Below are 21,226 nucleotides of genomic sequence, written 5' to 3'. Positions count from 1 at the left end.
AGGATTGATATGAAACTTTGGCTATCGGGTTTGGCTCTTCTGACGGTGGCGACCACCGCACAGGCTGAAAACTTCCGCATCGTGCAGTCTCCTGCGCAGAAGCTGGATATCTGGATCGACAACATTAAAGATAATACGCCGCAAAGCTGGTGTAAGTCGGACGTGGCGCTGCGCATCGTGGCGAACGGTAAGAAAGAGGTTTCGGTGCTGGAAAACTTCGTGCCGCGCCTTGGCTCGCTGCTGGAGCACCAGTGCAGCAAGCTGAATACCCTCAACTGGACGCTGAACGATCCGCAGGGGACGACGCTTGCCCGTGGCACGGCGGCTAAAGCGCAGGACTGGGCGCTGGTGGTGAAGCAGCAGGAAACGGCGGTGGCAGCAACCACCACCCCAGGCGCGCTGCTGCCGCCTGACCAGAATCCGGAGACGCACACCGTAGCGGCAGACCGTACCCCATGGCAGGAGTTTACCCTTCAGGACGGCTGCCACCTGCGCACCTTCTGGGAGGGGGGTTCCTCCGCGCCGGCGCTGTTTATTCCTGACTCCGACACCACCCGCTGCGGTAACGGCAGCTGGCTCAGCGGCCACACGGTGGTGACGCAAAACCGTAACGGGACGCAGAAAGCGATTCCGGTCACCTACATTCACGGCTTCCCGGTGATGGGGCTGAACAACGCGGTCGATCCTGAAAACGCGCTGATCACCTCCGTCAACAAAGAGCGCATGGTCTTCAGCACCCAGAACAGCGACCAGAGCTGGATGATCCTGCCGTACGACAGCACCCTGAACGGCTGGAAGAGCAACGGCACGGTGGCGGTGGAAATCACGCGCGAGATCGCCAGCGACGACGCCCGACTTCAGGCGCGTATCGCCGAGGTCAAGAAGATCTGGAGCGCATGGGTTGCACCGGACGCTGAGCTGAACGTTGTTCTGATCGACACGCTGCGCCCGCAGCTGCGCGATCCGGCAATAGGCGCCTGGCGCGCGGCGAATTAAGGAGTGGCCATGAATACGCTTTATCAACGCCTGGCGGGTGAGTCGATTAACGACGCGCTGCTTCGCCTGGAAGCCGATATTAAAGCCCGCCCGGCGGATGCCGACCTGCGCGCCGCGTTTGTGCAGTTTCTGATCCTCAGCGGTAACTGGGCGCGCGCCCTGACCCAGCTGAAAAGCTGGCTGGCGCTGAAGCCGCAGGCAAAACCGACCGTGACGCTGCTGGAGCAGGCCATTCAGGGCGAACAGCAGCGGGCCCGCGTGTTTGCAGGAGAGGCGCGTCCGGCGATGCCCGAGGCGCAGTGGCCGTGGCTGACGACGTTAGCCCAGGCGCTGACGGAAAGCAGCGAGCATGCGCAAACGCTGCGTCTGGCGGCACTCGAACAGGCCCCGGCAAGCCGTGGACGGGTCACGCTGGAGAATGAAGAAAACCAGCCCTTCGAATGGCTGATGGACGGCGATGCCCGTCTGGGTCCAGTGTGTGAAACTCTGGTCAATGGCCGCTATTTCTGGGTGCCGTTCTGCGCTATCGACACGATCCGGTTTCAGGCTCCGGCCAGCGTGACCGATCTGGTATGGCGTCATGCGCTGGTCCGCCTCACGGACGGCAGCGAGCAGGTCTGTCAGATCCCGGCGCGTTATCCGTTTGCTGACGGCGCTTCCGATAGCGTTAAGCTGGGGCGCACTACCGAGTGGCTCCCGCTCGACGACGACGGTGTCCTGTATGAAGGCATGGGGCAGAAAGCCTGGCTGAGCGAGCAAAGCGAAAGCCCGCTGCTCACCCTGAGCCTGGTGACGTTTGCTGCGGATGGTGTGGATGAGTAATCCCGCTGGCGAAGGCGATCTGCTGCGCAGCGGCTGGCAGGCCCGCAGCAGGCAGGAGAAAGTGGGGGCACGCGACAAGATGCAGCCCTCGCTGCTGGATCGCCTGACGGATAACGATCCGGAAAAAAAACGCGAGTCCGCCAACAGCAATCTGATCACCCACGCCGCGCTGCGTCGCAACGTTCTGCGGGATTTACAGTGGTTGTTTAATACCATCAACTACGATGCCTCCAGCGACTTAAGCGGGCTGACGCAGGTGAGCCGTTCCGTCGTCAACTTTGGCGTTGCGCCGCTGGCGGGGAAAAGAATGTCCGATATCGAATGGCACGACATTCAGCGTAAGCTCACCGAAGCGATTATTAACTTTGAACCGCGGATCCTGCCGCAGGGGCTTCAGGTTCGCTGCGTATCCGATACCTCGTCGTTAGATCTGCACAACGTGCTGTCTATCGAAATCAAAGGGCGCCTGTGGTGCGTGCCGTATCCGCTGGAGTTTCTCTTTCGCACCGACGTCGACCTTGAAAATGGCCATTTTGAACTGAAGGATGCGGGGTAATTATGGAAAGCAAACTGCTCGAATATTACAACCGTGAACTGGCCTATCTCCGCGAGATGGGCGCGGAGTTCGCCGAACGCTACCCGAAGGTGGCGGGGCGGCTTGGTATGCGCGGCATCGAAGTGGCGGACCCATACATCGAGCGGCTGATGGAAGGTTTTGCCTTTCTGACCTCCCGCGTGCAGATGAAGATGGACGCCGAGTTCCCGCGCTTTTCACAGCGCATGCTGGAGATGATTGCGCCGAATTATCTGGCGCCCACGCCGTCGATGGCGATCGCTGAAATTCAGCCCGACAGCAGCCGCGGCGACCTGAGCAAAGGCTTCATTGTGCCGCGCGGCACCATGATGGACAGCCTGGCGCTGAAAAAAACCGGCGTCACGTGCAGCTATACCACGGCGCACGAGGTGAACCTGCTGCCGCTAAAAATCGACAGAATCGAGCTCGGCGGCGTGCCCGCCGATCTGCCGCTGGCCCAGCTCGGCCTGAACCAGCGGGGGATCAGCAGCGCCTTGCGGATCCGCATTGCCTGCGATGGCCCGCAGCACCTTGGACACCTGGATTTTGACCGCCTGGAGTTCTTCTTAAGCGGCCCGGACATCGAGGCGCTGAAGCTGCTGGAGCTGGTCATGGAGCACCACGCGGGCATTGTCTGCCAGACGGTCAGCAAGCAGCCCCAGCGCCAGCTATTGTCGTCTGACGCCCTGCGTCAGGAAGGCTTTGACGCGAACCAGGCGCTGCTCCCGGACGATCTGCGCAACTTTGACGGCTATCGCCTGTTGCAGGAGTACTTTGCGTTCCCGGCACGCTTTCGCTTCATCAGCCTGAGCGGGCTGGGCAAGCTGATCCAGCGCTGCGAAGATGAAAAGGCGTTTGATATCTTTATTCTGCTCGACAAGAGCGACGATCAGCTGGAGCGCGTAGTGGACGCCAGCCACCTGGCGCTGCACTGCACGCCGGTGATCAACCTGTTCCCGAAAGTGGCTGCACGACAGAAGCTGAACGAAGGCCAGCATGAATACCATCTGGTGGTGGATAACATCCGACCGCTGGATTATGAAATTTATGCCGTGAAAAAAATCTACGCCAGCGCCGACGGGCAGCGGGACGACCAGACGTTTCGACCGTTCTGGAGTACCTGGAGCGGCGACGCGGGTAACTACGGCGCCTACTTTTCCCTGCGCCGCGAGCAGCGCGTTCTCTCGGAACACGCGCTGCGCTACGGCACCCGCACGGGCTATATCGGCTCGGAGGTCTTTGTCTCGCTGGTGGATGCGCAGCACGCGCCGTGGCAGGAGAACCTGCGCTACATTTCCGCCGAGGTTCTGTGCACCAGCCGCGACCTGCCGCTGATGCTCCAGCAGGAGCTCGGGCAGTTTATTATGGCCGACTCCATGCCGGTGAAGGCGTTAACCCTGCGCAAAGGCCCGACGCCGCCGCGTCCGGCGCTGGCGGAAGGGTTCAGCACCTGGCGACTCATCAGCCAGTTGCAAATGAATTACCTCAGCCTGATGGACAGTGAAAACGAAGAGGGCGCCGCCGCGCTGCGTCAGCTGTTAGGGCTGTATGCCAACCTGGCGGAGACGCCGGTTGCTCGTCAGGTGGATGGCGTTCGCCACTGCGTGCTGGAGCCGGTTCACCGCCGCGTGCCGGAGCCGGGCCCGGTGGTGTTCGCCCGCGGGATCGGCATCACCCTGACCGTGGATGAACGCGCCTTTTCCGGCGCCAGCCCGTGGCTATTCGGCAGCGTGCTGGAGCGCCTTTTTGCCCGCCTGGTCTCCATCAACAGCTTTACGGAATTCACGCTCAAGAGCCAGCAGCGCGGCGAAATCGGCTACTGGGCGCCGCGCATGGGTAAAAGGGCGCTGGTATGAGCGAGGTTGCCCCTGCAACGCTGCGCGTGCATCGCCTGACGCCGCTGCCCGATGCTTTCTGGCGCGGGGTGCGCGAGACGCCGTGGCGCTACGATCTGTTCCAGCTGTTAAGACGCATTGATGCCCAGGGCGGTGAACGTTATCCGCTGGGACGCGCGCCGCTGCCGAAATTTGAGCCGCTGCGTATTGGTCAGCAGCCTTCGATGGGCTTTGCGCCGTCAACCGTTGCCGAGGTCCGGCAGCGAGAAGAGAACGGGCTGCATGAGGTTTCTATTCTGAGCTTCGGCCTGTTTGGTCCTAATGGCCCGCTGCCGGTACACATGACCGAGTATGCCCGCGAGCGTATTCATCATCATCAGGATCACAGCCTCAGCGCGTTTGCCGACCTCTTTCACCACCGCCTGACGCTGCTGTTCTACCGCGCCTGGGCGGACGCGCAGCCTGCCGTTTCACTGGATCGCGACGACAACAGGCGCTTCGAAGGGTATCTGGCGTCGCTGATTGGCATGGGCCAGCCCGGTCAGATGTCGAAAGGCAGCCTGAGCGCGCATGCCCGCTTTACCCACGCCGGGCACCTGACCCGCCACGGGCGTGATCCGGAAGGGCTGGAGAAGATCCTGCGCAACTATTTCAACGTTCCGGTCAGGCTGGTGGCCAACGTCCCGCAGTGGATGCCGCTCTCAACGCGGGAGCAGGCACAGCTGGGTGAGGGGCGGCGCCTGCCGCGCATGGGGGAATCCGCCTTCCTCGGCATTGCGGTACGCGACGTGCAGCATAAGTTTCGGCTGGAGATTGGCCCCTTAAGCGCAGACGAGTACAACCGTTTTTTGCCGGGCGAAGGGTGGGTCACCGAGCTGCGCGACTGGGTGCGACAGTATGCCGGGGTGGAATTTGAATGGGAAACACGGGTGATCCTGCGCGCCGATGCGGTGCAGGGCGCCACGCTCGGCAGTGCCGGGCGATTAGGGTACAACACCTGGCTGGGCCTTCAGCCTCAGCCTGTTCCGCGTGGCGATCTGGTGTATCGCGCAGAGCGATAATCCTTCCGTATACCGAATCATTGTTAATGGAAACTAACATGTCAGAAATTAGCCGTGCCGTGCTTTTCGGCAAACTGGATACGCTGTTATTTACCTCTCTGGAGAGCGCGACTGCCTTCTGCAAACTGCGCGGCAACCCGTACGTTGAGCTGGTGCACTGGCTGCATCAGCTGATGCAGCAGCAGGATGGCGATCTGCAACGGGTCATCCGTCACTTCGTCCTTGATGAACAGCAGCTGACGCGCGATATCGTGGCGGCGCTGGATGCCCTGCCGCGCGGCGCCAGTTCCGTCTCTGACCTTTCCGAGCATATCGACAGCGCCGTCGAGCGCGCCTGGGTTTACGGCTCGCTGAAGTTTGGCGTCAGCCGCATCCGCGGCGGCCATTTGCTGATCGGCATACTGAAAACGTGGAATCTGGCTAACGTGCTGAAAAGCATTTCGGCGCAGTTCACCCGACTTAACGTCGAGGTGCTGATCGAGCAGTTCGACGCCATTTGTGCCGACAGCAAAGAGAGCCAGCAGGCTGCCGCCGCGGCGGACGCGCCTGCCGGTGCCGTACCGGCCGCGCAGGGCACGCTGGCGCAGTATGGTCAGGATCTGACGGCGCGCGCCCGGGAAGGCAAGATTGACCCGGTAGTGGGGCGCGATGAAGAGATCCGCCAGATGGTCGATATCCTGATGCGTCGTCGCCAGAACAACCCCTTGCTAACCGGGGAAGCCGGCGTCGGGAAAACCGCGGTTGTGGAAGGGCTGGCGCTGCGTATCGCCGACGGCGACGTGCCGGAGCCGCTGCAAAACGTTCAGCTGTGGCTGCTGGATATCGGCATGCTTCAGGCCGGGGCGGGCATGAAGGGGGAATTTGAAGCGCGCCTCCAGGCGCTGATTAACGAGGTGCAGTCCAGCGCCACGCCGATTATTCTGTTTATCGATGAAATCCACACCCTGATTGGCGCAGGCGGGCAGCAGGGCACCGGCGATGCCGCTAACCTGCTCAAGCCAGCTCTGGCGCGCGGCCAGCTGCGCACCATCGGCGCGACCACCTGGGCGGAATATAAAAAATACATTGAGAAAGATCCGGCGCTGACCCGCCGCTTCCAGACCGTACAGGTTCACGAGCCGGATGAAGCGAAAGCCGTACTGATGCTCCGCAGCACCGTGTCGCCGCTGGAAACCCATCATCAGGTTTTACTTCTCGACGAAGCGGTCAGCGCGGCGGTGAAGCTGTCGCATCGCTATATTCCTGCGCGTCAGCTGCCGGATAAAGCGGTAGCGCTGCTGGATACCGCCTGTGCGCGCGTGGCCGTCAGCCAGAGCGCGCCGCCTGCCCAGCTGGAAGACTGCCTGCGTCATCTGGCGGCCCTGGACGTGGAGCTGGAGATTGCCGAACGCGAAGCCCGCGTGGGGGCAGGCGATCCGGCGCGCGTGGCAACCTTGACAGCCGAGCGAGACGCGTTCGAAACCCAACGCGAAGCCCTTTCCCGCCGCTGGGAAGAAGAGCGTACGCGGGTGCAGGAGATTATCCGCCTGCGTGCCGCGCTGTTTGCGGCGGGTGATGAGGATACGGCTGAACTGCGCGGCCAGCTGGCGGAGCAGCAGCAGGCGCTGACGACCTTACAGGGCGACGAACCGCTGCTGTTTGCCGCGGTGGATGAAAACGTGGTGGCGGCGGTGGTTTCGGACTGGACCGGGATCCCGCTGGGCCGGATGGTGAAAAATGAGATCGACGCGGTGCTTAACCTGGCCGACACGCTGAACCAGCGGGTCATTGGCCAGCGCTACGGTCTGGAGCTGATCGCCCGTCGGGTGAAAACCGCGCGCGCGAAGCTTGACGATCCGAACAAACCGATCGGCGTATTTATGCTCTGCGGGCCGTCCGGCGTGGGTAAAACCGAAACCGCGCTGGCGCTGGCGGAGTCGCTTTATGGCGGCGAGCAGAACGTCATCACCATCAACATGAGCGAATTCCAGGAAGCGCACACCGTATCGACGTTAAAAGGTGCGCCTCCGGGCTATGTGGGCTATGGTGAAGGCGGCGTCTTAACCGAGGCCGTGCGCCGCCGTCCCTACAGCGTGGTGCTGCTGGACGAAATTGAAAAAGCGCACCCTGACGTGCACGAGATCTTCTTCCAGGTCTTCGACAAGGGCTGGATGGAGGACGGCGAAGGGCGTCACATCGATTTCCGTAACACCATTATTATTCTGACGTCTAACGTGGGTACCGACCTGATCAGCGCCATGTGCGCCGACCCGGAGCTGATGCCGGAGCCCGATGCGCTGAGCGGCGCCCTGCGCCAGCCGCTGCTGGAGGTCTTCCCGCCAGCGCTGCTGGGGCGTCTGCTGGTGGTGCCGTATTACCCGCTGAGCGACGAGATGCTGGGGCAGATTGTCCGTCTTCAGCTCAAGCGCATTCAGCGACGTCTGGAAGAGAATCACAACATTATTTCTGAATTTGACGACAGCGTGGTCGAACAGATTGTTCAGCGCTGTACCGAGGTCGAGTCGGGCGGACGTATGGTCGATGCGATTCTGACCAATACGTTGCTGCCTCAGATGAGCCAGATTTTACTTACCGCCAGCCGCAGCGACGAGCAGTACCGACGTCTGCACGTCACCTGCGAGCAGGGCGAGTTCCACTGTCAGTTTGCCGCGTAATAATCATCAAGAGAACTGTAAAAGATGACGGATAATGATAACAATCGGACTGTCCCAAACGCGCTCCCGGTCGGGTACCGTTTCAATGAGTTTGAAATAAAAGAGGTGATTGGCGGCGGCGGATTCGGCATCGTCTATCGCGCCTGGGATCACCAGCTCGAACGCACTATCGCTATCAAAGAGTTTATGCCTTCCTCCCTCGCCGTACGCGGCGAGGATATGACGCTGGTGCTGCGCAGCGAGCGCTTTGGCAAAGCGTTTTCTGCGGGCCTCAACAGCTTCATCCAGGAAGCCCGCCTGCTGGCGCGCTTTAACCACCCGAACCTGCTGCACGTGCTGCGTTTCTGGGTGCAAAACGACACGGCCTACATGGGGACGCTGTTTTACAGCGGCACCACGCTGTCGCGTCTGCGCGAAGAAAAACCGGAGCTGATTAACGAGGCGTGGATCCGCCGTATGTTGCCGATGCTGTTTGGCGCCATCAAAACGATCCACGACGAAGGCTATCTGCACCGCGATATCTCGCTGGATAACATTCAGATTCAGGATAACGGCCTGCCGGTGCTGCTCGATTTCGGTTCGGCGCGCCGCACCATCGGCAACCTTTCGGACGAGACGGAAACCATGCTGCGTCCGGGATTTGCGCCTATCGAGCAGTACACCGACGACAATGAAAGCGAGCAGGGGCCGTGGACGGATATCTACGCGCTCGGCGCCGTGCTGCGCACCCTCATCGTGGGCTCACCGCCGCCGGTCAGCGTGGTGCGTTCGATTCAGGACACCTGCAAACCGCTGGTGGAGCTGATGCCGCAGGGGTATTCCATCCCGCTGCTACAGGCCATCGACAAGGCGCTGGCGCTGCATATGGAAGACCGTCCGCAATCCATTGAGGCGTTCGCGGCGCTGATCGAGATGCCCGTCGCCGGTATCGACGAGGTGCTGACCGCGAAAAAGACCGGCACGATGCTGGTGCCGGTGGAAGAGGAAGCGTCTGCTTCCGCGCTGGACTGGCGACGTTACAAGCTGCCGGGTCTGGTTGCTGCGGGCGTGCTGGTTGGGGTTGTAGCCGGCGCGATGCTGTTCGGCGGCGGCAGTCAGGATACGCCAACGCAGACGGCGCAAACGCCTGCCGTGAGTCCTCCGGCTAACACCGCCGCCGCACCGGAAACCAAACCGGCAACCGCAGAGGTGAGCGAACCGGTTGTGCCACCGGCTACGGCACAGCAGAGTGCGCCGCCAGTCGACGCCAGCCCGGTCGCGCTGGTCTATATCCGCATGCTGGATGGCGAGACGCTGAAGGTTAACGGCGAGCCGAAAGCGCTGCGTCCGGGCAATAACGGTTACGCATCGCTGAAACTGCCGGCGGGTGAAACACGTATTGAACTGGAAGGCAATGGAAGAACGCGTACCCAGACGCTGGATATTGCGAAGCCAGGCACCTGGCTGGTGAATCCGTAAGCCTGCGGGTAACAGGACGGAGCGAATGTATAACATCAAGTTTGTCTATCTTTTCCACGAGAACGTCTCGCCGGCGCTGTTTGCGAAAATTATCCGCCCGTCCGTTGCCGGGCAGTGGATTATGTCGGTTCCCGACCACTCGCTGCGCTCGCTCTTCACGCGCTACGATTTGCTGCGCACGATCACCGGCGCGAATCCTTATCAGTCCGGGCGTGATACCCGCACGCTGATCGCGCAGGATCTGGAGATGGGCAGGGTGGTCGCCATTGATGAAAGTTTTCGTGACTGGTCATCAGTAACGGAAATTTTTTATATCAACGCCAAAGGGCAACTTCAGGCTGCGTCCCTGGTCGGGCTGGGCTGGTATCCGGTGAGTACGATTGTCGACCGTTATGAAACCATGGTGAGAACGTATGGTTCTCGCCCTGCGCCAACGGTACTGCCGAAGCAGGTGGTGAAATCGAAAGCGGCGCAGGTGCCGGACGAGCCGACCCCGGGCAAAGACGGCAAAACCTATGCCGCACAGCTTCAGCAGATGACCAAAGCAGAACGCTGGCAGGCGCGTAAAGATCTGATCGCGAAGGGGAGCAGCAGCCTGTATCCGGACGCGCAGATCGCGGCTAAGCGGCTGGCGGCGAATAATATCGCGGTGGAAAAAGCGAAGCTGGCGGAGAATATTTACAAGACCGTCAACCCGCTGGAAGCCACGCCCGGCGTGCCGGAGGGGTGGACGGATATCAGTAATGACGATGCGCTGTTAGGAAAGTTCGGGCTGAACAAATCGATGCTTTTTGACGATGACACATCCCCCAATTTTCTGGCGCGCGTCTATCAACCGAAGCCGGACGTGTTCGGCACTGACATGAACCCCACGCTGGTATTCAGGGGATCGCGCGAGCCTGGTTTCGCCTCACTGTCTGAGAATGTCTCCTCTTTACTGACCAAAGGGGAGCTGGCACCAGTGGTAAACGGGGCTGACTGGTCGAATAACTTCTCGCAGGGCATGGGTATGGCTTCAGATTATTATAAAAAGGCCGTGAGTATTGGTAAGGAGCTGGCAAGGTCAGGCCAGAATATTGATATTGCCGGACATTCCCTTGGCGGTGGCCTCGCCTCTGCAACCTCCATGGGCAGCGGGAAAGCGGGATGGACGTTCAACGCCGCAGGTCTGAATGCCGGAACCGTAGAAAAATACGGCGGCAAGCTATTAGGCAGTACGGATAATATCCAGGCGTATCGGGTAGAAGGTGAACTGCTCACCAGGATCCAGGAAGTTAATCCCTGGGAAGATCTTAAAACAATGAAAGGGCATGTCCCTTCGTGGATCCTCAAAGAGGAAATTTCTGCGCTGAGCCCCAACGCTGCCGGAATTCCTCACGATCTCCCTGGTGGAACCGGAAGCGCGCTGGACCGCCATGGCATTAACCAGGCGATAGATTGCATAGAGCAACAGAAGAATGAGGATATTTCGATAATCGGGAGTCGATTGTGAAAAAACGTTTGATGGCTTTTGTCGCGTTATGTTTTTTATTCATGATTCAGGGGTGCAAGCAGGATATGGAACTTAATCCACAGGACTACTTCAGCGGCCAGCAGCTTGAACTGGCGAAAGCGATTGAGGAAGGCGACGTCGATGCGGTAAAGACGCTTGCGCCGGACAGCGACCTTAATCAACCAGGAAAGCAGGATATGACCCTGCTTTTCTGGGCCCTTGGCAACGCAATTAATGATAAAAAAACGTCGAACCATTTAGAGGTCATTACTTTGCTTGTTCAGGCCGGCGCAGATCCGCTCCAGCCTCGACCACAGGGAAAAAGCAGTCCTGCTGAATTTGCCCTGAAGGGCGACAGCGCGGACTGGATCGACGCGATGCTGGACGGTGGCCTCTCACCCAACGTGAAAGATAAGGTTTTCCACGAACCGATCGTCTTCCAGTCGCTTAAAGCGAAAAATACAGAGACGCTGGAAGCCATGCTCGATCGCGGTGCTGACGCCAACTCAACCAACTCACTGGGTAAAACGCTGGTGTTTGATGCGCTGGATAACCAGTCATACGATCATGTCTTGTTGCTGCTCGATCGTGGAGCGGATCCGTCAATTAAGGCCAAAAATGGCTGGTCGATGAGCAATGCGCTCGCGGACGCGCTGAATGGACTGGACCGAGGCAGTGAGCAGTACGAGAAATTAAACGAAATAAAAGAGAAGCTCATCCAGAAGGGGGGCGAATGGCCACCTCAGCCCGTCAAGTAATTGCTTAACGGCCATGAAAGTCAGAGATAAGGTTTTCATTTTCTGGGGATGCATGGATGCCCTGGCCATTGTGCTCTATTGTGCCCAGTCCGTGCGTCATGACAGGATCCCTTTTATTTCCGATATACACGCCTTCAGTACGGTTGTGAACACGCTGTCTGCTGGCGGGTATAGCGCTCTGGTTATTCTTTTTTTTATTCTCGATTTCTTGCTGTTGCTCTCTTTTATTGCCTCAGCATGGTGCTTCCTTGCCCGGAATTTATACGCGAGCAGACTGGCATTCTGTCAGGAAATACTGCGTCTGGTTACATTTCGCTACTCAGTTTCCCTTTTTCCCCTGGTGTTAAGTTTCACGGGCGTGATGAATGTCTGGCTAAATGGCTTTTTGTTCTTTTTGTCAGAGTTTCTGAAAATCTATTCCCTGTGGATTTATAAATATGAAGGGGAAAGGCCCCCGGTTAAAGAGTAATACGGCCAATAACCAGTACATTCACGTTTAAAAAAGCCTTGCGTTAAAAATATTCTCAGCATAAACCATTATGGAATTAAGATTATGCTCAACCGAATTACCGTTCAGCTCCCGGTTGAAGGGCTGCTTTTCTGGAAACTCTCCGGCCGCGAGGCGATGTCCGAGTCGTTCGCGCTGACGCTGACCCTGCTCGGCACGGATGCGCGCATTGACCGCAGCAGGCTGCTCGGTCAGCCGGTCACGGTGACCATCCCCACGCAGAGCCTGCTCACTCCCCGCTACATCAACGGCAAGGTAACGCGCGTGGCGGTGAGCGCCGTGGAGCTGACGGGCACCCGCTACGCGGTGTACCAGCTAACGGTGGAGCCTGACCTGTGGCCGATGAAGCGCGACCGTAACCTTCGGATCTTCCAGGGCCAGACGGTGCCGCAGATTGTGAAAACTCTGCTGGGTGAGCATCAGGTTAACCTCGAAGACAAGCTCACCGGCAGCTACCGGGTGTGGGACTACTGCGTGCAGTATCAGGAATCGAGCCTGGACTTTATCAGCCGCCTGATGGAGCTGGAGGGGATTGCGTACTACTTCAGCCACGAGGCCGACAAACACACCCTGGTACTCACCGATGCCGCGACGCAGCATCAGCCGTTCAGCGGCTACGAGGTCATCCCGTACCACCAGACGCCGTCCGGCGGCAGTACGGACGAAGAGGGCATCAGCCAGTGGGCGCTGGAGGACAGCGTGACGCCGGGGATTTACAGCCTCGACGACTACGACTTCCGCAAGCCAAACGCGTGGCTGTTCCAGGCCCAGCAGAACCCGGCGTCACCGAAGCCGGGCAGCATAGACGTGTACGACTGGCCGGGGCGCTTTGTGGAGACGGGTCATGCGGAGTTCTACGCCCGTATCCGTCAGGAGCGCTGGCAGGTGGAGCACCAGCAGATTCAGGCGACGGCTACCGCAGCGGGCATTGCGCCGGGCCACATCTTTACCCTGACCAACGCGCCGTTCTTCAGCGATAACGGGGAGTATCTGGTCACGGCGGCGGGCTATCACTTCGAGGAGAACCGCTACGCGAGCGGCGAGGGGGAAACCATTCACCGCACCGATTTCAGCGTCATTCCGGCGGCGGTGTCGTACCGTCCGGCGCAGTCCACGGCGTGGCCGCGCACCTACGGCCCACAGACCGCGAAAGTGGTGGGGCCGCAGGGAGAGAGCATCTGGACGGACAAATATGGCCGGGTGAAGGTGAAGTTCCACTGGGACCGTCTGGCGAAGGGCGATGACACCAGCTCCTGCTGGGTGCGTGTGTCGAGCGCATGGGCAGGCCAGGGCTACGGCGGGGTGCAAATTCCGCGCGTCGGCGACGAGGTGGTGGTGGACTTTATCAACGGCGATCCGGACCGTCCGATTATCACCGGGCGCGTGTACAACGACGCGAGCATGCCGCCGTGGGCACTGCCCGCAGCGGCAACGCAGATGGGTTTTATGAGCCGGACGAAGGACGGCTCTGTGGACAACGCCAACGCCCTGCGCTTTGAGGACAAGGCGGGCGCGGAGCAGGTGTGGATCCAGGCCGAGCGCAATCTTGATACCAGCGTTAAAAATGATGAAACGCACAGCGTCGGCGGGGCGCGCAGCCATTACGTGAAGAAAAATGAGCTGCATCGCGTCGAGGCTAATCAGATCCAGGCCGTGAAAGGCGGAACCGAGATCCTGACGGGGAAAGGCAAGCTGGATGCGGCGGTGGAGCAGTATGTGATCGCGTCCGGGACGAAGCTGCGGCTGGTCTCGGGTGAAAGCGCGATTGAACTTAACGCTAACGGCAAAATTAACCTGATCGGTAAAGAGTTTAACTTCTTCGTTGAAGGGGATGGCCACATTACAACTGGCGGCAAGCTGCACCTGAATACATCGGGTACCAAGCCGGGCACGACGGCGCCGGGATCAGGGCATAAAGGGGATATTGATGCGGCGGTGCAGGAGAAATTTTCGCCGGGAAAGGAGAGTAAGGCGGGTGCGGCTGCCAGTGCGCCTGCCGAAACATCCAAAACGGCTACTCCCCCAACGTCCAGTGTGCCTTCAAGCGGTTATGGCAAAGATGTAGATAGCCTTGTAGACAAATCACCTACCATGAAGAATGACATTGCAACCTTAAAGAAACGAGGCTGGACATTTGAAAAGGGTGAAGCAGGTAAAGGGACGTACGCCGATCGTCAAAAGCGCGTTATTACCGTTGATAAAAATGAGCTCGGTAATCCGGATGCAGTCGTTCAGTCTCTGTCACATGAAAGTGGCCACGCTTTATATGAACCCAACATTGATCTTTCATCGCGTGATGTTTACCTCAACAGTGCTCTCAGTGATGAGGGCGCTGCGACGCTGAACAATATTCGAGTACAACGCGAAATCTTAGCCAATAAGGGTGGAGATATAGGTATTGCAGGCAATCCGGCAAATCATTCACAATATAATCGCATCTATGATTCTCTCGAACGAGGGACTATTAAGGAAAGTGAAGCGCGAACGCAGATAGGCCGTATCTTTGGTAAAGGCGAACAAACGTCGAACACAGGGCAATTTTACGAAGATTATTATGGCGGTTGGTATGATAAAAATTATCCATAGTCTAAAAACTGGTGCGGTGCTTGCGGCTTTATTAACGACGGAAATGGCAGGAGGTAACATGCAGAAACAGGATCTTTGGCAGTTCATTACAGAAATGAGCGCATCACTCGAAAAGTTGTCCGTTACAAGTCTGAATAACGCTCCGTTGTCATTTAAGCTGACGAAACAGAATGAATATATCAATTTCTACAATGCCGACGATGTTGAACTCGCGGATGGAACCAACATTACTGCAATAGATTTACGTTTAAGTAAAGAAAGCGATGGTATGGCACCGTTACTGAATTTTGCACCGTCCGGCCAGTGCATCACTCTTGATACCGTTAAAAAACATTATCCGCAACTAACGTTAACTGATTATCCGCGAGGCCGTTCGGAGAACGAAGTGACCAGTTATACAGCGCCAAAGGATAAGAATGGGCAAAAAATAAGCTTCAGTTTCACGGTAAAAAAACCTGACTGCCTGGGTGGGGTTGCTATTAGCGCCGACTAAGAATGCTGATTTCATTACTCACCGTTTTTTTAAAGTGGTGAGTAGCATAATATTTATCCAGCAAATGACGATTAACGTGAATAAACGCCTTTTTGTTTCTCTTTGTTTTACCCTGATCTCGACCTTTTTGTGCAGTTATGAAGTATTAGCGCAGGCTATGCCACCCATTCTGGCTGAACAGGATTTTTCCAAACAGATTAGAGACAAATCTGTCGCCCTGGGCGACAGATGGACTCCTGATATTGCCCGAAAAATCGACGTGCCGGTGGAAGAGGAGGTTACCGGTGAGGTTCCTTTTGACGGGATTTGGGCTGCCGGGGTCGAGAACGACTCGTCATTAACCCTGCGGTTAGCGGAATCAGGCAACCGTATCACCGGCTCTTATTGCTATATATCCCAGAAAGGGAACCGCATAGATTGCCCGGAGGATGATGAGCGTAATCTTAGCGGTACGATCGCAGGCAATCATGCCAACGTTGAATTCAACTCATCATTTGGCGGCGTAGGCGGACAGGCTGTTCTGGAAATAAAGGGGCGTGAAATGGAATGGCGTTTAGTAACTCCTCCTCAAAATGGAAATTACTATGCCCCGCTGCGGTATACGTTACGTAAAGCCGCTTCGGTTCAAAACGCTGAAACCAGAAAACTGGACACCGATAAATTCGCTATTTCGCTGATAAACAAGTGCGGCCATTTTGAGAGCGAATGTGACCAGATGGCTTATCTCGGCATGCGCAAAAGCGATAATAGTATGATCTCCTTAAAGGGAAAAACGTTACACGACTCCGCAGGAAAAATAATCGGCTCAACTTTCAAGAATGGCGAGACCGTTTACACCGTGACGTATGCGCCTGCGAAATTGGTTGTCAGCAAAGGCAACCATGTTTTAGTCGAACAGTCAGGTCAGTGGCTTAAATAACAGAATCATCGGTAAAAAGGCCAATGTGGATTGGCCTCTGTTATTTCTCTCAATACTAATCATCCCGAGTTCACTTATGAAATACACCCTCCAGGAAGGTTCCTTCACCCTATTTCCTGCCGCCTGGCAGGACAACAGCATGAACATCATTCGCGATGACGAGAGCGGGTTATCTGTAGTGGTCAGCCGCGGCGTCATCCCGGATGGTAGCGACTACGAAAAAGAGTTTCACCGCCAGTGGGACGTGCTGCGCCCTCAGATGGGTGAGATCGCCCAGAGCGAATTCCAGCGCGTCAACGCGGGACCTGACGGAAAAATCAACGGCCTGGAGGTTGAAACCACCTTTGACCGTAACGGCCAGCGCCTGTGGCAAAAACAGCTGGCCGTGCAGACACCAGGCAAACCGGTATTGATGATTTTTACCCTCTCGTCGCTCAAAGCCTTCACCGAAGAGGACGAGGCGCGCTGGAGCGCGCTTAAGCAAAGTCTGACGCTAAACGACAACCGGAATGTGTAAGGCATGAGCGATAACAACGCGGCCCGTAAGGGCGACGAGATTATTCACTCCAGCATTTTTGCTGATATAACCAGCATTGTGGCGGAAGGTGCCGCCTATGCGGTGATCGGCGCGGCGGTGGGCGCGGCAGCGACCGCCGCGGCTCCGCTGCTGGGTGCCGGGGCCGCTGCCGCAGGCGTGGCGGCGATAGGTTCCAGCTGTCTGTTGAGCGGCATTATCGGCGGGGTTCTGGCGAACGTCGCCGGGATCACCGACGATATCAGCAACGCCGCTGAAGGGCTGGGTAACGCGCTTTTCCCGCCGTCGCCTGCGGGTAAGATCACCACCGGTTCCAGCAACGTTCTGACCAATGCGATCCCGGCTGCACGCGCAGCCGGGACGTTAACGCCTGCCGATACTCCTTCCCCTGAGCCGCAGTCTCCGGGCAGCTTTGCCGACTACGCGGGCATGCTGCTTTCCGCCGCCGGACAGTTCGGCAGCGAAATGTGGCAGCCGAGCGTGGCCTCTGCCGCTGCCGGCACCTCGCCGCTGGAAGAAGACAAGGTGGCGTGCGATAAACACTCCGGGCCGCAGTATCTGGCGGAAGGCTCCAAAAGCGTCTTCATCAACGGGCAGCCCGCAGTGCGCGCGAAAGATCGCACCACCTGCGAGGGCACCGTGTCCGACGACGTCTCCCCGAACGTGATCATCGGCGGCGACACGCTGACGGTCCGCGACATCAAAAGCGGCAAAACGCCGGGCCTGGCGCTGGGGATGATTGCGCTCTCCCTGCTGCGCGGGCGTCCTGGCAAGATTTTGAAAAACATGCCCTGCGCGCTGGCGTCTGCCGGCGGCGGGATGCTGGCCGATATGGCGGTCAACGCCGTGTTCGGCTCCTCGCACCCGGTTCACGCCGCCACCGGCGTGAAGGTGCTGAATGACGACGATGAGCTCGATTTCTCGCTGCCGGGGCGCTTTCCTTTGCGCTGGCAGCGCAGCTACAACAGCCTGACTACCCGCGAAGGGCTGTTTGGCCTCGGCTGGGCAACCACCTTTGACAGCTACCTGACGCTGGAAGAAAACAACGCCACCTGGTTCGACGAAACCGGGCGCGAGCTGAGCTTTGCGCTGCCACCTGTCGACCGCGCGTTTTACAGCATTAGCGAAGGCATTATTATCCGTCGCAATGACAGCGGCGACGTGGCGATTGCCGACGATGACGGCGCGGTGTGGCGTCTGTATAAACCGACCCGCGCTAACCCCTCCATCCTGCGTCTGGCGTCCCTCAGCGATGAATACGGCAACGCGCTGCTGACGGAGTGGGACGAGCACGGCAGGCTGGTCGGTCTTCACGACGAGCCGCGGGCGATTGACGTCACCCTGCGCTATGAGGACGAGCGTTTCCCGCAGCGCGTTACCTCGGCGAGCCATTTTGACGGAAGCCGCACCTGGCCGCTGATGCAGTGGGGCTACGACGGGCGCGGCCAGCTGGCCAGCGCGACGGATGCCTCCGGCGTAGTGACCCGTGAATACCGTTATAACGATAACGGCCTGATGGTCTGGCACCGCCTGCCGGGCGGGCTGGAGAGCGAATACCGCTGGCAAAAATTCGACCACTGGCGCGTGGTGGAAAATCGCACCAGCACCGGCGACGGCTGCCGCTTTAGCTACGATTTAACCGCCGGGCTGACCACCGTCGAGCACTACGATGGACAGACGCGAAAGCACTACTGGAACGCGCAGAGCCTGATTGTTCGCTACGTTGACGAGCGCGGCGAGAACTGGCGCTACGAGTGGGATGACAACGAGCTCCTTACGCGCCGCATCGATCCGCTCGGCAATGCCGTCACCTTCGTCTATGACGAGATGGGCAATCGGGTGCAGGAGATCGACGCAGACGGTAACGCCCGCACCACCACCTGGCTGGAGCACCGTGCGCTTCCGGCGTCAATCATTGAAGCAGACGGTAGCGCGACCCGCTTCTGGTACGACGAACATCACGGGCTGAAGCGCGTGGTCGATCCAATCGGGCACGTTACGCAACTGCGTCGGGACGAGTATGGGCAGGTGGTTGAAGAGGTGGATGCCGCCGGCAACAGCCGCTTCCAGGAGTACAACGAGGCCGGACAGGTGGTTCGCGCCACGGACTGCTCTGGTCGGGTTACTCAGTATCGCTATCATCCGCTGGGCTGGCTGGTGGCTGAGATCAGCGCTGACGGCGAAGAGACGCGCTACCGCTACGATGCCGCGGGGCGTCCGGTACAGCTCGATCGCCCGGAAGGGTGGACAGAGTCGCTCAAATGGAACGAGCGTGGCCTGCCGGTAAAGCATGCAGGTGCCGACGGGAAAGAGAGCGAGTTTAAATACGATGACGCGGGGCGTTTAACCGCCACGCGTAATACGCAGGGTGAAGAGGTTCGTCGCCGCTGGGACAGCCGCGGGCGTCTGATTGCTCTGGAAAACGAAAACGGCGAAGCGTACCGGTTTATCTGGGGCGCAGACTCGCTGTTGATGGAAGAGGTGGGGCTCGATGGCGTGGCCTCGCAGTATCGCTACGATGCCTGTGGCCGCACGATAGCACGCACCTTTGCCGCCGGACATCCGGAGGCCATCACCCATGCCTTCGCCTGGAGCGCGAGCGGTCAGCTGGTGGCCCGCACCACGCCGGAAGGGCAGACCCGCTACCACTACACGCCGTCCGGGCTGTTAAGCCGGATTGGGCTGCATCCTGCGCTTTCAGCCGATGCATGGAGCACCGAGGCGGAGCAGGAGCTCGCCTTTGAGTATGACGCGCTCGGCCGCGTGACGCGCGAAGCGGGCGAGCACGGGGAGCTGACGTGGGAATATGATGCGCTGGGCAACCGCACCTCCGTCACGCTGCCCGATGGCCGTGAGCTGAAACAGTTCTACTACGGCAGCGGACATTTGCTCAGCATTGCCCTCGATAAGCTGTCGGTCTCCGACTTTACCCGCGACGAGCTTCACCGCGAGACCAGCCGCACGCAGGGGCTGCTGACCACCCGCAGCGAATACGACCGCCTTGGTCGCCTGCATCGGCGGGACGTCTTTACCGGCAACGCCCAGCGCCCGTCGCCGCGCCGCTGGTCCCGCCGCTGGGATTACGACTACCGTAATAACCTGGTTCGCGAAGAGCGGGACGATAATCCGTTCAGCTGGTACCGCTGGCAGTACGACAGCGCCGGACGTCTGCTGGTTCAGGACGGCACGCTGCCCGGCCAGGAGCAGTGGCGCTGGGATGCAGCCGGTAACCCGCTAGAAGGTTCTACCGAGAAGGTCACGCACAACCGCCTGACGCAGCTGAACGGCATTCACTGGCGCTATGACATCCACGGCCGCACCGTGGAGAAAGATAACGGCCAGACCCGCTGGCACTACCGCTACGACGGTGAGCACCGCCTGACGGAGGTCATCAGCCAGCCGCGGGACTGCAACAGGCCGCAGACGCAGGTCAGCTTCCTCTACGATCCGCTCGGGCGACGCATCAGCAAAACGCGCCGCCAGATGCTGGGCGGCCAGCCAACCGGTAAGCCTGTCACCACGCGGTTCGTCTGGGAAGGGTTCCGCCTGTTGCAGGAAGTGCACGGAGAAGTGCCGCTGACCTACGTCTACAGCGATCAGGACAGCTACGATCCGCTGGCGCGTATCGACGGGGTTGATGCCCCGGAGATCTTCTGGTTCCACTGCCAGCCGAACGGCACGCCGGAGCGGATGACGGATAGCGAAGGACAGGTGCGCTGGGAAGGGGTAAACAGTGCCTGGGGCAAGCTGTTGCGGGAAAGCGAGACGCAGGTATCAGGATATTCCCAGAACCTGCGCATGCAGGGGCAATACCTGGATCGTGAGACAGGGCTGCACTACAATCTGTTTCGGTATTACGACCCGGACTGCGGAAGGTTTACGCAGCAGGACCCGATAGGGCTGGCGGGGGGGGTAAACCTTTACCAGTATGCGCCGAATGCGCTGGGGTGGGTGGATCCGTGGGGGTTGACTCCTTGTAAACCCGATAAACATCTGCCGGATGCGGAACTAGGACAGTATAATTACCGAGGTATACATAAAGATCATCCCGAATGGGAAAATGCTCTTCGTGGCAAGGTAATACCAGGAGATGTTAATTCATCGATAACTCCAGAACAACATAATTTCGGTGGGGTATCTAGTATCAGTCCATATACGTCGTGGACAGATAGTCCAGAGGTAGCCAGAAACTTCGCAGGACCTGATGGAGTCATATTGAGAGTTAAAGTTGGTGCTCCCAAACCTGGCGATTCGTGGTCGTGGGAGTATTCTTTTGATGAATGGATGGAACGCGAAATCTTACTTAAAGGGATAAGAAGTGGCGATGTTGAGGTGTTCTTACCATGAGAAATGATAACCTTATTGAGTATGCTATAGATAATATACCGGATCAATTTCGTTCTTTTTTAAATGAAAAGAATAATCTACAATGTGCCTCATTTATAAGCAATGCGCGAGATGAGTTGCGAATAATGAAAGCGCATAAAGAGAACTCAAAATTTACAGGATTAAAAGTAAATGGGCTAGATGAGTTA

At 58.4% G+C, this 21,226-nt stretch carries 15 protein-coding genes and 1 pseudogene; all 16 read left to right on the top strand.

All coding sequences use genetic code 11. The annotated features are described in order from the left end of the window. Positions 1 to 9: 9 nt before the first annotated feature. Positions 10 to 996 (top strand): hypothetical protein, encoded by a 987-nt coding sequence (locus INF58_RS12170; protein WP_193527768.1) that lies wholly within the window; start codon positions 10 to 12, stop codon positions 994 to 996. Between the two features lie 9 nt (positions 997 to 1,005). Then, the gene (locus INF58_RS12165) at positions 1,006 to 1,818 is read left to right on the top strand and encodes a type VI secretion system accessory protein TagJ (protein ID WP_193527767.1); all 813 of its coding nucleotides are present in this window, start codon (positions 1,006 to 1,008) and stop codon (positions 1,816 to 1,818) included. Then, complete coding sequence (gene tssE, locus INF58_RS12160; protein WP_193527766.1) at positions 1,811 to 2,374, top strand: type VI secretion system baseplate subunit TssE; 564 nt, start codon at positions 1,811 to 1,813, stop codon at positions 2,372 to 2,374. Before INF58_RS12165 ends, tssE begins: the two co-directional genes overlap by 8 nt. 2 nt (positions 2,375 to 2,376) lie before the next feature. After that, entirely contained in the window at positions 2,377 to 4,248 is a 1,872-nt protein-coding gene (tssF, locus tag INF58_RS12155) for a type VI secretion system baseplate subunit TssF (RefSeq protein ID WP_193527765.1), read from the top strand. Continuing rightward, the gene (gene tssG / locus INF58_RS12150) at positions 4,245 to 5,288 is read left to right on the top strand and encodes a type VI secretion system baseplate subunit TssG (protein WP_064910445.1); all 1,044 of its coding nucleotides are present in this window, start codon (positions 4,245 to 4,247) and stop codon (positions 5,286 to 5,288) included. Before tssF ends, tssG begins: the two co-directional genes overlap by 4 nt. 38 nt (positions 5,289 to 5,326) lie before the next feature. Beyond that, on the top strand, positions 5,327 to 7,942 hold the full coding sequence (gene tssH, locus INF58_RS12145) for a type VI secretion system ATPase TssH (RefSeq protein ID WP_193527764.1): 2,616 nt from the start codon (positions 5,327 to 5,329) through the stop codon (positions 7,940 to 7,942). Positions 7,943 to 7,966: 24 nt separating this feature from the next. Further along, a complete protein-coding gene (locus INF58_RS12140; RefSeq protein ID WP_193527763.1) occupies positions 7,967 to 9,400 on the top strand; it encodes a serine/threonine-protein kinase in 1,434 nt (477 codons plus the stop codon). Between the two features lie 25 nt (positions 9,401 to 9,425). Beyond that, positions 9,426 to 10,892: a phospholipase gene (locus INF58_RS12135; RefSeq protein WP_193527762.1), complete on the top strand. Its 1,467-nt coding sequence runs from the start codon at positions 9,426 to 9,428 to the stop codon at positions 10,890 to 10,892. Continuing rightward, complete coding sequence (locus INF58_RS12130) at positions 10,889 to 11,650, top strand: ankyrin repeat domain-containing protein (protein WP_370552660.1); 762 nt, start codon at positions 10,889 to 10,891, stop codon at positions 11,648 to 11,650. The genes INF58_RS12135 and INF58_RS12130 overlap by 4 nt, the downstream gene beginning before the upstream one ends. Positions 11,651 to 11,702: 52 nt before the next feature. Then, positions 11,703 to 12,119 (top strand): hypothetical protein, encoded by a 417-nt coding sequence (locus INF58_RS12125; protein ID WP_227415084.1) that lies wholly within the window; start codon positions 11,703 to 11,705, stop codon positions 12,117 to 12,119. 84 nt (positions 12,120 to 12,203) lie between these two features. Then, positions 12,204 to 14,744: a type VI secretion system Vgr family protein gene (locus tag INF58_RS12120; protein WP_193527760.1), complete on the top strand. Its 2,541-nt coding sequence runs from the start codon at positions 12,204 to 12,206 to the stop codon at positions 14,742 to 14,744. Beyond that, entirely contained in the window at positions 14,725 to 15,237 is a 513-nt protein-coding gene (locus INF58_RS12115) for a hypothetical protein (protein WP_227415083.1), read from the top strand. The genes INF58_RS12120 and INF58_RS12115 overlap by 20 nt, the downstream gene beginning before the upstream one ends. Positions 15,238 to 15,313: 76 nt before the next feature. Continuing rightward, entirely contained in the window at positions 15,314 to 16,156 is an 843-nt protein-coding gene (locus INF58_RS12110) for a hypothetical protein (protein WP_370552659.1), read from the top strand. 76 nt (positions 16,157 to 16,232) lie between these two features. Then, positions 16,233 to 16,673, top strand: a complete 441-nt coding sequence (locus INF58_RS12105) for a DcrB-related protein (protein WP_193527759.1) — start codon at positions 16,233 to 16,235, stop codon at positions 16,671 to 16,673. Positions 16,674 to 16,676: 3 nt separating this feature from the next. Continuing rightward, on the top strand, positions 16,677 to 21,038 hold the full coding sequence (locus tag INF58_RS12100) for an RHS repeat-associated core domain-containing protein (protein ID WP_227415082.1): 4,362 nt from the start codon (positions 16,677 to 16,679) through the stop codon (positions 21,036 to 21,038). Beyond that, positions 21,035 to 21,226, top strand: a pseudogene (locus tag INF58_RS20960) (hypothetical protein); the annotation flags it as partial. The gene INF58_RS12100 and the pseudogene INF58_RS20960, both read left to right, overlap by 4 nt.

The sequence above is a fragment of the Enterobacter cloacae complex sp. P24RS genome (genome assembly GCF_014982165.1).
Lineage (GTDB): Bacteria > Pseudomonadota > Gammaproteobacteria > Enterobacterales > Enterobacteriaceae > Enterobacter > Enterobacter quasihormaechei.
Note: the sequence above shows the minus strand (reverse complement) of the source record. Positions and strands in the feature narration are given on the sequence as shown.

Bases quoted from the DNA above. Each gene is read 5' to 3' on its own strand.
- tssG (WP_064910445.1), top strand. From the start codon at position 4,245: ATGAGCGAGGTTGCCCCTGCAACGCTGCGCGTGCATCGCCTGACGCCG.
- INF58_RS12125 (WP_227415084.1), top strand. From the start codon at position 11,703: ATGGATGCCCTGGCCATTGTGCTCTATTGTGCCCAGTCCGTGCGTCAT.
- INF58_RS12115 (WP_227415083.1), top strand. From the start codon at position 14,725: ATGATAAAAATTATCCATAGTCTAAAAACTGGTGCGGTGCTTGCGGCT.
- tssF (WP_193527765.1), top strand. From the start codon at position 2,377: ATGGAAAGCAAACTGCTCGAATATTACAACCGTGAACTGGCCTATCTC.
- INF58_RS12170 (WP_193527768.1), top strand. From the start codon at position 10: ATGAAACTTTGGCTATCGGGTTTGGCTCTTCTGACGGTGGCGACCACC.
- INF58_RS12140 (WP_193527763.1), top strand. From the start codon at position 7,967: ATGACGGATAATGATAACAATCGGACTGTCCCAAACGCGCTCCCGGTC.
- tssE (WP_193527766.1), top strand. From the start codon at position 1,811: ATGAGTAATCCCGCTGGCGAAGGCGATCTGCTGCGCAGCGGCTGGCAG.
- INF58_RS12105 (WP_193527759.1), top strand. From the start codon at position 16,233: ATGAAATACACCCTCCAGGAAGGTTCCTTCACCCTATTTCCTGCCGCC.
- tssH (WP_193527764.1), top strand. From the start codon at position 5,327: ATGTCAGAAATTAGCCGTGCCGTGCTTTTCGGCAAACTGGATACGCTG.
- INF58_RS12165 (WP_193527767.1), top strand. From the start codon at position 1,006: ATGAATACGCTTTATCAACGCCTGGCGGGTGAGTCGATTAACGACGCG.
- INF58_RS12120 (WP_193527760.1), top strand. From the start codon at position 12,204: ATGCTCAACCGAATTACCGTTCAGCTCCCGGTTGAAGGGCTGCTTTTC.
- INF58_RS12100 (WP_227415082.1), top strand. From the start codon at position 16,677: ATGAGCGATAACAACGCGGCCCGTAAGGGCGACGAGATTATTCACTCC.
- INF58_RS12135 (WP_193527762.1), top strand. From the start codon at position 9,426: ATGTATAACATCAAGTTTGTCTATCTTTTCCACGAGAACGTCTCGCCG.